Origin of the sequence: Mycobacterium sp. 852014-50255_SCH5639931 (assembly GCF_001665605.1) — a bacterium.
GTDB lineage: Bacteria > Actinomycetota > Actinomycetes > Mycobacteriales > Mycobacteriaceae > Mycobacterium > Mycobacterium paraffinicum.
This window is the reverse complement of sequence record NZ_LZSV01000011.1, coordinates 205,440-217,991: the sequence shown is the minus strand read 5'-3', so window position 1 is coordinate 217,991 and position 12,552 is coordinate 205,440. Positions and strand designations below refer to the sequence as shown.

10 protein-coding genes are annotated in these 12,552 nt (G+C 68.2%); 4 read left to right on the top strand and 6 right to left on the bottom strand.

The window, feature by feature from the left end; genetic code table 11:
* Positions 1–101: 101 nt before the first annotated feature.
* Positions 102–914 (top strand): polysaccharide deacetylase family protein, encoded by an 813-nt coding sequence (locus A5758_RS06555; RefSeq protein WP_067737944.1) that lies wholly within the window; start codon positions 102–104, stop codon positions 912–914.
* Between the two features lie 18 nt (positions 915–932).
* On the opposite strand, the gene A5758_RS25025 is transcribed toward A5758_RS06555, so the two are convergent.
* Together A5758_RS25025 and A5758_RS06545 are read right to left on the bottom strand one after the other, a co-directional pair.
* The gene (locus A5758_RS25025) at positions 933–1,790 is read right to left on the bottom strand and encodes a pyridoxamine 5'-phosphate oxidase family protein (RefSeq protein WP_197503790.1); all 858 of its coding nucleotides are present in this window, start codon (positions 1,788–1,790) and stop codon (positions 933–935) included.
* Between the two features lie 46 nt (positions 1,791–1,836).
* Positions 1,837–3,213, bottom strand: coding sequence for an FAD-binding oxidoreductase (locus A5758_RS06545; RefSeq protein WP_067738351.1), 1,377 nt, complete (start codon positions 3,211–3,213; stop codon positions 1,837–1,839).
* A gap of 157 nt (positions 3,214–3,370) precedes the next feature.
* Between A5758_RS06545 and A5758_RS26410 the strand changes: the two genes are divergently transcribed.
* Positions 3,371–6,280, top strand: coding sequence for a helix-turn-helix transcriptional regulator (locus A5758_RS26410; RefSeq protein WP_067737941.1), 2,910 nt, complete (start codon positions 3,371–3,373; stop codon positions 6,278–6,280).
* 5 nt (positions 6,281–6,285) lie between these two features.
* Here A5758_RS26410 and A5758_RS06535 read toward each other — a convergent pair whose 3' ends face one another.
* Entirely contained in the window at positions 6,286–6,555 is a 270-nt protein-coding gene (locus tag A5758_RS06535; protein WP_067209967.1) for a DUF4242 domain-containing protein, read from the bottom strand.
* A 76-nt stretch (positions 6,556–6,631) separates the two neighbouring features.
* On the bottom strand, positions 6,632–7,090 hold the full coding sequence (locus A5758_RS06530) for a MarR family winged helix-turn-helix transcriptional regulator (RefSeq protein ID WP_067737938.1): 459 nt from the start codon (positions 7,088–7,090) through the stop codon (positions 6,632–6,634).
* Positions 7,091–7,164: 74 nt separating this feature from the next.
* Between A5758_RS06530 and A5758_RS06525 the strand changes: the two genes are divergently transcribed.
* The gene (locus A5758_RS06525; protein ID WP_197503789.1) at positions 7,165–8,109 is read left to right on the top strand and encodes a PHB depolymerase family esterase; all 945 of its coding nucleotides are present in this window, start codon (positions 7,165–7,167) and stop codon (positions 8,107–8,109) included.
* A 33-nt stretch (positions 8,110–8,142) separates the two neighbouring features.
* Here A5758_RS06525 and A5758_RS06520 read toward each other — a convergent pair whose 3' ends face one another.
* Positions 8,143–8,784 carry a TetR/AcrR family transcriptional regulator gene (locus A5758_RS06520; protein WP_067737931.1) on the bottom strand — a complete coding sequence of 214 codons (642 nt, stop codon included), beginning with the start codon at positions 8,782–8,784 and terminating at the stop codon, positions 8,143–8,145.
* Between the two features lie 147 nt (positions 8,785–8,931).
* Here A5758_RS06520 and A5758_RS06515 point away from each other — a divergent pair, with 147 nt between their 5' ends.
* On the top strand, positions 8,932–11,946 hold the full coding sequence (locus tag A5758_RS06515) for an RND family transporter (protein WP_156622524.1): 3,015 nt from the start codon (positions 8,932–8,934) through the stop codon (positions 11,944–11,946).
* Here the strand turns inward: A5758_RS06515 and A5758_RS06510 are convergent.
* Positions 11,941–12,549 (bottom strand): TetR/AcrR family transcriptional regulator, encoded by a 609-nt coding sequence (locus A5758_RS06510; protein ID WP_067209955.1) that lies wholly within the window; start codon positions 12,547–12,549, stop codon positions 11,941–11,943. The genes A5758_RS06515 and A5758_RS06510 overlap by 6 nt on opposite strands.
* Between the last annotated feature and the right edge of the window lie 3 nt (positions 12,550–12,552).

Below are 12,552 nucleotides of genomic sequence, written 5' to 3'. Positions count from 1 at the left end.
CCCTCCGGGGGTCGGCTCTAAGCGCGCAGCGGCGCAGCCAACACCGTGCCCAGTCCGGATCACCCGGTCCGACGTTTGCGCCCGGCCTTCGCCTGCCCGCGATGAATCGCCGTCAATTCCTCGGTTCGCTCGCCGCGTCTGTCGTCGCGGGGGTGGGCGCGGCCCGGCTCGTCGTCGACCCGCAGCCGCGAACGTTCGCCCAGGTGCCCGGGCCTTCCGACGTGGCGACCTCTGGCCCGACCGCCCCGTCGGCTCTGTTGCCGCCGCCGCCGCTGAGCGCCCGCATCCCGCTGCCCGGTGGGGGCGCGCTGATGAAGATCCCCGGCGAGGGTGATCTGCTCGCGCTGACCGTCGACGACGGCGTCAACAGCGAGGTGGTGCGCGCGTACACCCAGTTCGCCAAAGACACCGGTGTGCGGCTGACCTACTTCGTCAACGGCACCTACGACTCCTGGACCGAGAACAAGGAGATGCTGCGGCCCCTGGTCGACAGCGGACAGATCCAACTCGGTAACCACACCTGGTCACACCCGGACCTCACGACGCTGTCCAAAGAGCAAGTCGCCCAACAGCTCAGCCGCAACGACGAATTCCTGAAGAAGACGTACGGCATCGGCGCGAAGCCGTACTGGCGGCCGCCGTACGCGAAGCGCAACGCCGTCGTCGACGCCGTGGCCGCCGACCTTGGCTATACCGTGCCGACGCTATGGTCGGGGTCGCTGTCGGATTCGACGTTGATCACCGAGGAGTACATCGTGCAGATGGCCGATCAGTACTTCACGCCGCAGGCCATCGTCATCGGGCACCTCAATCACCTGCCCGTGACGCACGTCTACCCGCAGCTCGTCGACACCATCCGCGAGCGCAACCTGCGCACCGTCACACTCAACGACGTCTTCCTCAAGACGCCGTAGCGGTCGCAGGGAAAGCGGCTAAGGGAACCGGCATTCGGTTGCCGCTTCCGGCGTGATCACCAGGTACGCCGGACTCGACTGGCGGTAATAGCGCATCCGCAGCGCCCACAGCCGCAGGTGACTGAGCTCGACCACTGCGAACCGCGGTTGCAGGTAGTAGCGCCAAGCGATTTGGGCGAGCACCGCCGGCGGCGGTACGCCTCGGACGGCTGTGGCGTGTCCGCGCACCACGAGTCGGTCGGCGCTTGCGCCAGCCTCGCCGCCCAGCAGTAGGGCGACCCGCGGCGAGGCATCCACGTTCCGGACCGTCCAGGACGACGCCGAGGTCGTCGCATAGATGCGGCCGCCGTCCGTAACGAACCACAGCGGCACGGCGAACGGCGTTCCCCTCCGCGAACGGCTGGCCACGATCATCACCCGCGAGCTGCGAACGGCCGCTTCAACGTTCGGCGACCGAAACGGATGGACGTCGTCCTCGTCGGCGGGCGGGTTAGAGGCCGGTCGCCGAGCCGGCGTCACCGGCGGTGCCGGTACCGCACGAAGCGAACCGTAGTCCCAGGCCACGATCCGCTCGGGCGCGACCCGGTACGTGCGATCCCCCATGGCCTGGGCTGTGCCGCGGATCGTCAACGAACGCAACCGGAACCACTGTGGACCGTCGTCGGCGACCACAACGACATTGCGGTCGGCAAGGTCTGGGCTGCCATCCGGCACCTGGACGATGCGGGTCGACCAAGCGGGATCGACAGGCTCGTCAAGGTTCACGCTTGCCGGCAGGACCAGAATCTCCCCGTCCACGGTGACGGCCACCGCCACCCGCGGGGGCGACAGCGCCAAGTCGGCCACCGCAACGGCCTCGACATCACGAGTGATCACGAAAGGCTGCCCTCCCGGTAAGCTCCCCCGACGCCCAGTATGCGGGTCACCCCGCGGGCCGGATGTTCTGGTTGATCCGGAACACGTTGCCGGGATCGTATTGCGCCTTGACCTCGGTGAGCCGTTGGTAGTTCGGGCCATAGGTCGCCCGGACCCGCTCCTGCCCCTCGTCCATCATGAAGTTCACGTAGGCACCACCAGCCGAGTACGGATGGGTGGCGTCCCAGTAGTCAATCGCCCAGCGTTTCAACAACTCCGCGTTCGCCGGGTCCGGGTCCACCCCCGCGATCACTTGGGAGAAGTTGACGTCCCGGTACGCCCACGCCGTCTCGGATTGGCCGACCTGATGGACCGCACCGTCGATGGGGTACAGGTGCATCGTGGAATGCATGGTCGGCAGCTCCTGGGCGAAGCGGGCGTGGGCCGCAACCGCGCCGTCGGGCACCGTGCGGAAGAAGTCTCCGCGCCAATACCATTGCAGCCCTTTGGGATACAGGCCGTCGAAGGTGGACTGCAGCGCCGGGAAAGGCTCGGCGCCCAGCCCGTCGAAGGCCGGTTCCATCTGCCGGACCGGCGCGAACGCTTCCTCGGCGCCGGCGGGATCGCCCGTGTAGCACCAGACCACGGCGCACGCCTTCTGCAGGTGGAACGCCTCGGGGAACGGCGGCGCCGGCGGGACGGTCATGGCCGCGAAGAATCCGTAGAGATCCTCGTCCTGCGCAGGCATGAAGTCCCGGTACCACGAGAGGATGTCGGCGGTGGCCGACGCCGGCCATGCCGTGGGACCGCAGATCACGGTGTGCACGGGATGCAGCCGGAACGTGAATGACGCTACGACGCCGAAGTTTCCGCCGCCGCCGCGCAGCGCCCAGAACAGGTCGGGATGCTCGGATTCGGACGCCCGCACCACGCGGCCGTCGGCCAGCACCAGCTCGGCCTCGACCAGATTGTCGATGGTCAGGCCGTACTTGCGGGACAGGTAGCCGTGACCGCCGCCCACGGTCAGGCCCCCGACTCCGGTGGAAGAGATGATGCCCGACGGCGCCGCCAACCCGTATGCGTGCGTCGCGCCGTCCACTTGCGCCCACGTCGCCCCGCCTTCGACCCGGGCGGTGCGGCTGTCGGCGTCCACGTCGATCCGGTTCATTGGCGACAGGTCGATGACCAGTCCGCCGTCCACGGTGCCGAAGCCGGGGCCGTTGTGACCGCCCCCGCGCACGGCGACAACGAGGTTGCGGTCCCGCGCGAACTCCAGGGCGGTCGCGACATCGGCGGGCGAGCCGCAGCGGGCGATCACCGCCGGCCGCTTGTCGATCATGCCGTTGTGGACCGCCCGCGCCTCCTCGTACCGCGGGTCGTCGGGCAGGATCACCTGCGAGCCGAGCCTGGCGCGTAGTTCATCGGTTGCGGTTGTGAGGCTCATGGCCCACACCTCCTTGTTTGCTCGCCGGTCTTGATGCGCCGACGTTACGAGGTCGGTGAACCGCGCGTCATGACCACAACCGAGCATTTCCGAGGCATTCCACGATAGTCACATCTGACTATCGACCGACCAATACCGTCGCGGCTACCTTGTTTGCATGGCGCAGTGGGTGCCGCCCCCGCTCCCGGCCGAACTGATCGCTCGCCGCCGGGGCCCCCTCGTGGGTCGCGACGCGGAACTGGCGGTGTTCGAGCAGGCCTGGGAGCGCGTCGAGCGGGGTAATCGCCAGGCGGTTTTCATCGGCGGCGAGCCCGGTGCCGGTAAGACGCGGCTGGCCGCGGAGGTGGCCGGAACGCTGTTCGACCACGGTGTCGCGGTGCTGGTGGGCAGTTCGACCGCCGACGAGGACCTGCCCTACGCGCCCTTCGCCGAAGCGCTCGACCGGCTGCTGATCGCCGGTCCGCCGGGTTCGATGGGGGAGCCGTTGAGCGACGCGGGGCCGCAGCTGCGACGGCTCTCGTCGGAAGTCGTTCGACATTTGCCCGACGGCGGCCCGGCCCCGGACGTCGGGTCGGCGCGGCAGGCCCTGTTCGACGCGCTGACCGGCTTCCTGCGGCGTTTGGCCGTCGATCGCCCGATCGCGCTGATCCTCGACGACCTGCACTGGGCGCAGCTCCCCACGCTCGCGCTGCTCGAGCACGTGCTGATCGGCTGCGCCGATGTGCGCATGTTGGTGGTGGTCACGTTCCGCACGACCGAGCCCGACCGGTCCGACGACCTGGCCACCCGGCTGGCCGAGCTGCACCGGTTCGACGGGGTGCGGCGCCTGGACCTGGCGGGCCTGGACACCGAGGCGATCGCCGAGTTCGTCGCACGAACCCAGCAGCTGGCCCCGGCGTCGGTGCGCACAGCCGCCGCCCTGCTGCGCGAGCGGACCGGCGGGAATCCGTTCTTCCTCACCGAATTGGTCAATGACCTCGAAATCCGAGGTGGGCTAGCCACTTTGGGCACGCAGCATACGGTCCCCGGGTCCATCGGAGACGCCATCGCCCGCCGCCTCGCCGGGCTGGGGGCCGGCGTACGGGCGGTCATCGAGCAGGCGGCGGTGCTGGGCCAGACGTTCGACCTGCCGGCGCTCATCTCGACCTGCGAGGCGGAGGTCGCCGCGACGTTGGCGGCGATCGATTCGGCCGAGGCGGTCGGGCTGGTCCGCGCGGTGCACGACTCGGACGACGAGTTCGCGTTCGTGCACGCGCTGACCCGGGAATCGGTGCTCGGCGGGATGGCGGCATCGCGGTTACGGATCATGCACGCGCGCGCCGCCGAGGCGCTCGAGGGACGTGGCGACCCGTCGCTCGTTCCCCGTCTGGCCAATCACTTCCTGATGGCGCACGTGCTGGGCTACCACGAGCAGGCGTTGCGCTATGCGCGCCGGGCGGCCCGGATGGCCGAGCACAGCCTGGCCTATGAGGACGCGGCCAAGTGGTTCGAGCGGGCCGCCTCGCTTCCCGAGCTCAGCCTCGCGGAGCGGGCCAGGCTGCACCTCGACGCGGCCGCCAACCACGTGCGCGCCGGCTCCTTCGTGCGGGCGCGGACCATCTACGAACGCATCGGCGCGATGGACGACCCGCTGATGCGGCTGGAGGCTGCCGTCGGCTACGAGGAAGCGAATTGGCGCCCCGGCCAGTCGACTTCGAAGGCGGCCGACCTGCTGGCGTCGGCCCTGGAATCGTGCGGGCTGCAAGCCGATGACCCACGCTATGTGCAGGCGCTCGGCAGTTTCGGGCGCGCGCTGGCCTTCGCCGGCGAGGCGGAGCGGGCCCGCGAGGTCGGCGCCGACGCGATCGAGCGCGCGCGGGCCGTCGGCGACGAGGCGGTGCTGCTGCACACGTTGAAGACGAGCCTGTGGCAGGGCCTCACCCCGGAGATGAGTGAAATCCAGGCGGAGCGTGCCGCCGAGGTATCGCACATGGCGCTATCGCGCCGCGACTACGAGTCGTTGGGTGCGGCGTCACACTTCCACGCCATGGTCAGCTACCTGGCCGGCCGGCCCGACGGCCTGGCCGCCGCGACCGCCGACATGCGGCGTGCGGCCCAAAGCTGCGGTCAGCCCGCCTTCGGCTTTGTCGGCGCGTGCATCGAACAAGCGTTGGCCTACCTGCGCGGCGACTTCACCGGCGCCGAACGATGGGCCGACATCGCTTTGCGCACAGGCGATTTGTTCGGCACCGACGACACCGAGGGCTCGAACGGGGTTCAGATGTTCATGATCCGCCGCGAAACCGGCGACCTGATAAGGTTCGGCGGCTTCATCGACGGCAGTGAAACGTTCGCCGGCCGCTGGGTGCCCGGGCTGCTTGCCCTGTACACCGAGTTGCAGTGCGAACGCGGCATGAACCGTGCGCTCAATCAACTGCTCAACCGCAACCTCGGCGACCGCCTAGAGGATGCGCAGTGGCCGATGGAGCTGGTGTTCATGGTCGAGGCGGCGTTAGGGCTTTCCCAGCGCGAAGCGGTCCACGCGTTGCGCCCATTCGTCTCGCGTTATGCCGGAAAGAATTTGGTGGCCGGCCAGTTCGTCGCGTTGTTCGGCAGCGCCGACCGATATCTGGCCCGGATGGCGGCGCTTTGCGGGGACGGTGCCGCTGCCGAGCGGCACTTCGCCGCCGCAATCGAGATGGACCGCCGGATGGGCTCGGTGGTGCATGTCAGCGAGACGCTGGCCCGGCACGCGTTGTTCGCCGCGTCGTGTGGTCGCACCGACGACGCCCGGCGGCTGGCCGACGAGGCGCGCGCCATCGCCGCTGCGATCGGGCAGGCCCGCGTCGTCGACCTGGCGGATTCGGTGCTGGCCGCGGGTCCCGTGGGTCCGGACGGCCTGACCGAACGGGAGGTGGAGGTGCTGCGGCTGCTCGCCGAGGGGTTGAGCAATCGCGCGATCGGCGAGCGCCTCTTCATCAGCACCAACACCGCCGCGAACCACGTGCGCAACATCCTGATCAAAACCGGCGCCGCCAACCGCACGCAGGCGGCGATGTACGCGGCCGACCACGAGCTTCTCGGCTAGCGCCCTCAGATGTCGGACAGCGCCCCGTCCGGCATCAGGCGCTCTTTCACTTCGACGACGGAGTCGGCGGGCAGGCCGGCGCGCGCCGCCGCGGACCTGATGGCCTCCGGCGACGGCGCCTCATACAGGCAGTACGTCTTCCGCTTGTCGGCCGACAGGAACGAGTACATCCAGCGAACGCCCTCGAGGTCGTTGATCCGATTGATACCGTCGGCAACCTCGAGGCCGGGCTCCAGTTCCTCGGCAAAGTTGCGCTCGACCATGAAGATGGGCACGGCGACTCCTGTTCACTGTCTTGGGTCGAGCCTAGGCCGTCGGCGACGATCAAGACATGGGAATTTCCGGCGGCGGCTATTCCCCCGCCGCCTCGGTCTGAGCCGCGAGCAACATCTGCAAGGTCTCACGTAGCGCAGCCAATCGCTGACGGCCTAGGGTCTGCTCCCACTGCCGCTCCAATTCGACTGCGCTAGAGCGCATTACCCGCAACGCTTGTCGGCCGCGTGGCGTCAGCTCGATGATTCGGGCCCGCGCATCCAGCGGGTTGGGGACTCGGGTGACGTAGCCATGTCGCTCCAGTCCGGTGATCGCCTGGGCGACCGCCTGCCGGCTCACTTGGAGCCGATCGGCCAGATCCGACGCGTGCAGGCCACCGGCCGCCAGCGGTACGAGCGCGACCGCTTGCCCCGGGCGGATCCCGTCGAGTCCCGCCGCGGCAAACGCCGCCCGCAAGCGTGGCGCCCCGGACGCGGCCACCAGGTTCACCAGCGCGGGAACGGTGGGTTGCCAGTCCGGATGCAGAGGGCGTCGCATGGGAAGAGTGTGCCACCCTCACCGCAATTGACAAGTAACTTGTCAAAATGCGTATTGGCTGCCACGATGGCGTCATGCGATCGCGCCGCGCCCGGGCCGTCAGCGTCTGCCTCGTCGCCGTCCTGGCCGTCGTGCTCGGCGGCTGCCTGGGCGGCGGCCATGCGCTGGGAACGCCCGGCTCGCAATCGATCCCGGTCGGGCAGTCCACCCAGAGCGTCGAGTCGGGCGGCGTGAGCCGCACCTATCACCTGTACCGGCCGCAGGGACTCACCGATGCGGCCCCTCTGGTGGTGATGCTGCACGGGGGCTTCGGCACGGGTCAGCAGGCGGAGCGCGCCTACCACTGGGACACCGAGGCCGACGCCGGGCATTTCCTGGTCGCCTACCCCGACGGCATCAACCGCGCGTGGAACGCCGGGACGTGCTGCGGCGAACCGCAGCGCGTCGGCGCCGACGACGTCGGCTTCATCACGACCATGGTCGGCGCCATCGAGCAAGCGTTGCCCATCGACCGGGCGCGCGTCTATGTCACCGGCATGTCGAACGGGGCCATGATGGCGCTCCGGCTCGGCTGCCAGTCGGACGTGTTCGCCGCGATCGCCCCGGTGGCGGGCACGCTGCTGACCGACTGCTCCCAAGCACGGCGCGCGTCGGTGCTGCAAATCCACGGCATGGCCGATGACCGGGTGCCCTACGACGGCGGTCCCGGAAAGGCCTTCGCGCTCAACGGAACTGCCCGCGTCGACGGGCCGTCGGCGCAGTCCGTCAATGCCACCTGGCGCGCGATTGACGCGTGCGGAGCGCCGAACTCGAGCACCACCGGCGACGTGACCACGCAAATCGCCGGCTGCGCGGACGGACGCACCGTCGAGTTGATCTCGGTGGCCGGCGCAGGCCATCAATGGCCGGGCGGTGAACCCAGCCCCCTCGCCGAGAAGCTCGCGGGTATCCCGCCGCCCTCGACGGCGCTGGATGCCACCGACACCATCTGGCAGTTCTTCGCCCAGAACCACCGCTAGGCGCTCACGCCCGCACGCCGCCGTTCGCGGTGACTAACGATCCTCCGCGGTGAGTCGGCGTTCGAGGGCGCCGGCGATGTCCGTCGTTGTCACGACCAGCGCCGTCATGAACTCGATGAGCTGAGGTCGACTGACCTTGATTTGGCGTCGGTACCACTGGGTGACCAGCTCAAGAAGGCCGCCGACCACCGTCAGCGCGGTCAGCATCACGTTGTCATCGGTGCCGGCGGCCGCACCGAGCAGTGCCCGTACCTGCCCGACCATGACTTGGGTGAGAACGTCGATCACCTCGTCCCGACGCCCGGCGAGCGCTTCGGCCGTTTGCAGCTCGATCAGCAGCCGCGGGCGCCGCGGATCCTCGTCGATGAAGCCGAACGCGAACTCGATGACGGCGCGGGCGCGGGCCTCGAGTTCGTGCGGTGACTCCGCGACCGTTGCCATGATCCCCGTCAACGCACGGCTGAATTGGTCTTCGAAAGTCGCGATCAGCAACTCGTGGCAATCGCGGAAGCTCTCGTAGAAGTAGCGGTCGTTGAGCCCCGCGCTTGCGCTGACGGCCCGCACCCGGAGATTGTTCACCCCATGCTCGGCGATCGTGTCGAAAGCAGCGTCGATGAGCTGCCCGCGGCGCTGTTCACGCCGCTGATCAGGGGTTAGGCCACGGTGCACTGCCATTCAGGCTTCACTCCATTGTCGTCTGACTCGCGGACTTGCGCCCGCATCCCACTTTGGTGAAAGATCTCACCAATATGGTTTGGTGAACTGCTTCACCAACCAATCATAGGGGGAGCGGTGCAACGGGGGATCTTTTCGGGAACGGGTTTGGTTGGCGCGACGCGACGGGCCGAACCCCAGCTTGAGCGCACCGGTGAATACAGTGCGCGCCTTGCCGCGTTGGGCGGACTTGCCGTCCGGCGCAGCGCATGGGTGATCGGCACATGGATCGGCGTGGCGGCGATCCTCGCAATCGCCTTCCCACAGCTGGAGACGGTCGTGCGCCAGCAGTCGGTCCAGCTCTTGCCCGGTGACGTGCCGTCGTTTCAAGCGCTTGATCGCATGGCGGCGGCGTTCGACGAGCGGGGCGCGAAGACCTCGATCGTCATCGCGATGGAAGACCCCGCCGGGCTGACCCCACCCGCGCGGCAACGCTACGACGCCCTCGTGGTCGCGCTGCGCGCCGACAGAACTCACGTTCTGCTGGTGCAGGATCTACTCGCCGAGCCGACCACCAGAAGCCGCGCGGTAAGCGAAGACGGAAAGGCGTGGTTCCTGCCCATCGGGATCGCCGGCACACTGGGTGACCCCAAGGCAGCCGAGTCTGTCGACGCCGTGCGCGCGCACGTCTCCTCCGTCGTCACCGGGTCATCGACCATCGCCTACGTCACCGGCCCGGCGGCGACATTCCGTGATCAGATCGGCTCCGGCGAGCATGAGCTGCTCGTCATCTCGATCGCGACCGCCGCCCTCATTGGGCTCATCCTGCTGCTGGTATATCGGTCGGTGGCCACCGCCCTGTTGCCGCTATTGGTGATCGGCGCGAGCGTGGCCGTCGGCCGAGGCGTTCTGTCGGCTCTCGGCGAATTGGGCGTTCCGGTATCGCAATTCACCATCGCGTTCATGACCGCGGTTCTGTTGGGCGCCGGCACCGACTACAGCGTTTTTCTGATCAGCCGCTATCACGAACAGCGACGGCATGGAAACGCCCCCGAACGGGCCATCATTCATGCCTGCGGCAGCATCGGGCGCGTCATCTTGGCTTCAGCGGCGACGGTTGCCTTGGCGCTGGCTTCCATGGTGTTCGCTCGCCTGAGCGTCTTTCAAGGTGTTGGTCCCGCATGTGCCATTGCCGTGCTGATCGGATTCCTGGCCACCGTCACGCTGCTCCCGCCGCTATTGGCGCTGGCGGCAAAACGCGGCATCGCCGAGCCGCGCGCCGACTTATCGCGCCAGTACTGGAACCGGATCGCCGTCATGGTGGTACGACGACCAACGCGGGTGCTGGCCGCGAGCCTGGTGGTCTTGCTGGCCCTGGCCGGCGTCGTGGCCACCATGACGATCAGCTACGACGACCGCAAGGGGCAACCCGCGAGCACCGCCAGCAATCAGGGCTACCAGCTGTTAGATCGGCACTTCCCCAAAGACACCGTCATCAACGAATTTCTGCTTGTGCAATCCCGCACCGACATGCGGACCGCCAAAGGCCTCGCCGACCTCGACGCGCTGGCCTCGCGGGTGGCCCAGCTACCCGGGGTCACCCGGGTCTCGGGTGTCACCCGCCCGACCGGGAACCGGCTCGATCAAGCGCAATTGTCATGGCAGAACGGGCAAATCGGCGACAAGATGGCCGGTGCCGTCGCCGATGGCGAAGCCCATAGGGACGACCTTGCCAAGCTCACCAACGGTGCCGACCAACTCGCGACCGGCTTGGGCCAACTCGACACCACGCTGCGGCGTGCGCTCACACCGCTGACCGATCTCTTGAACCAAACCGGAAGCAGAGGTCAACAGCTGCAGGGCGCGCGGCCCCTGCTGCAACAACTCAACGCCACGGCACCGGCCGTGGATCAAGCCGTGCACACCGGCGCGGGATTGCGGCCCCTGGCCCAACAAGCCGCCGCCGCCATTGCGGCAATCGAACCACTCGTCGAAGGCCTCAATGCCTCACCCTGGTGCGCCACCACGCCGCAGTGCGCGCAACTGCGCGACGAAACCCGAGTGCTCGTCACACTGCGCAACGGTGGATTCTTCGACCAGGTTGCCGGGCTCAGCGATCAGTTCAGCCAAACCGCCACCCTTGCCGGCACACTCACCGATATCCAAAACGCCGCCACCACCATGCAGCGGACGGTCGGCGGGACCGGCGACCCCGCAGACCTGATCGGCAACATCCACCGCCTGCAAGGCGGCGTCAGCCGGCTCGCGTCGGGCGCCCAGGCACTGGCCGGCGGGGTACATACCCTCGCCGACAGCAACATTCGGCTACTCGGGGGCATGAGCCAGGTTGCCGCCCAGCTGCAGAACGCCGCTCGCGCCACCTCCGGATCGGACGCCGCCTCTGGGTTCTACCTACCTCCGACGACATTTGAGAATCGCCAATTCAGCGACCTGGCACGGCATTTCATTTCTTCTGACGGGCGCACCGCCCGATTCGCCGTCACATCCTCATACGACCCTTACTCCGCTGACGCGATGGCCCTGGACCGCAAGATCACCGACGTGGCGAACGCCGCCCGACCCAATACCTCGCTGGAAGGCACCTCCATCTCCATGGCCGGCTTCACCGCCGTCAATTCCGACCTCCAACACATGCTGTCCGCGGACTTCACCCGGCTGGCCACCGCCACCCTGCTGGTCGTCGGCGTCATCCTGATCCTGCTGCTGCGTTCTGTGGTCGCCCCGCTCTACCTGCTGGGCACCGTCGTACTGAACTATTTCGCCGCTTTGGGCCTGGGAGTGCTGTTGTTCCAGTACGGTTTCGGCCACGCCATCGCCTGGCCCGTCCCGCTCCTGGCCTTCATCCTGTTGATCGCGGTCGGCGCCGACTACAACATGCTGGTGATCTCCCGCTTACGCGAGGAGTCCGCCGGCAACATGCGTGTCGGCGTGCTCCGCACCGTCACCAGTACCGGCTCCGTGATCACCTCGGCGGGCCTGATCTTCGCCGCCAGCATGTTTGGCCTCATGATCGGGTCGCTCGACATGATGGTCCAGGCCGGATTCGTGATCGGCTGCGGGCTGCTGCTGGACACGTTCGTCGTTCGCACGCTCACCGTTCCCGCTATCGCGACGCTCTTACGGGAGCGGAGCTGGTGGCCCCATCGGTTCAGCGCTTCATGACCCCGCAAGCATGCCGTCGATCAGCCGGTGCAGCACTTGCCGCGTCTCGCGGCGCGTGCGTTTCGGATCCTCGGCGGTCGCGATGAGCATGGCCGCCTCGTCGAGCGCACCGATCAGCACGTGCGCCAACGGCCGCACCGGTTGCTTGGCCAATTGGCCGGCCCGGATCGCCTCGGTGATCAACTGTTCGGTCATGCCCAGGCTGTACCGCTGCGCGACGTCGCGAAAACCGGCCCAGCCCAGCACACTCGGGGCGTCCAGCAACATCAGCTGACGCACCTCCGGATCCCCGGAAACCTCCAGCCACGCGTCGACCGCCGCACGGATCGCGTCCGCCGGTGTCGTCGCACCCGACTCGGCCACCAGGGTGCCCATCCGCGCCATCACGTCCCGCTCAACCGCCTCGACGACCTCGCGGAAAAGCGCCGCCTTGTCGGCGAATTGGTGGTACATCGCGCCGCGCGTAACCCCCGCGACGGCCGCGATCTCCGGCGTTCCGACCTCCGCGTAACCCCGTAGCCCCCACAGCTTGCGGGCGGCGGCGATCAGCGCGTCGCGGGTCGCCGCGGAGCGCTCTTCCTGAGTCCGTCTCTTGCTTTCCATACA

Excerpts from the sequence above, each read along its gene's own strand:
- A5758_RS06555 (WP_067737944.1), top strand. The coding sequence starts at position 102 with ATGAATCGCCGTCAATTCCTCGGTTCGCTCGCCGCGTCTGTCGTCGCG.
- A5758_RS06545 (WP_067738351.1), bottom strand. The coding sequence starts at position 3,213 with ATGAGCCTCACAACCGCAACCGATGAACTACGCGCCAGGCTCGGCTCG.
- A5758_RS26410 (WP_067737941.1), top strand. The coding sequence starts at position 3,371 with ATGGCGCAGTGGGTGCCGCCCCCGCTCCCGGCCGAACTGATCGCTCGC.
- A5758_RS06530 (WP_067737938.1), bottom strand. The coding sequence starts at position 7,090 with ATGCGACGCCCTCTGCATCCGGACTGGCAACCCACCGTTCCCGCGCTG.
- A5758_RS06525 (WP_197503789.1), top strand. The coding sequence starts at position 7,165 with ATGCGATCGCGCCGCGCCCGGGCCGTCAGCGTCTGCCTCGTCGCCGTC.
- A5758_RS06520 (WP_067737931.1), bottom strand. The coding sequence starts at position 8,784 with ATGGCAGTGCACCGTGGCCTAACCCCTGATCAGCGGCGTGAACAGCGC.
- A5758_RS06510 (WP_067209955.1), bottom strand. The coding sequence starts at position 12,549 with ATGGAAAGCAAGAGACGGACTCAGGAAGAGCGCTCCGCGGCGACCCGC.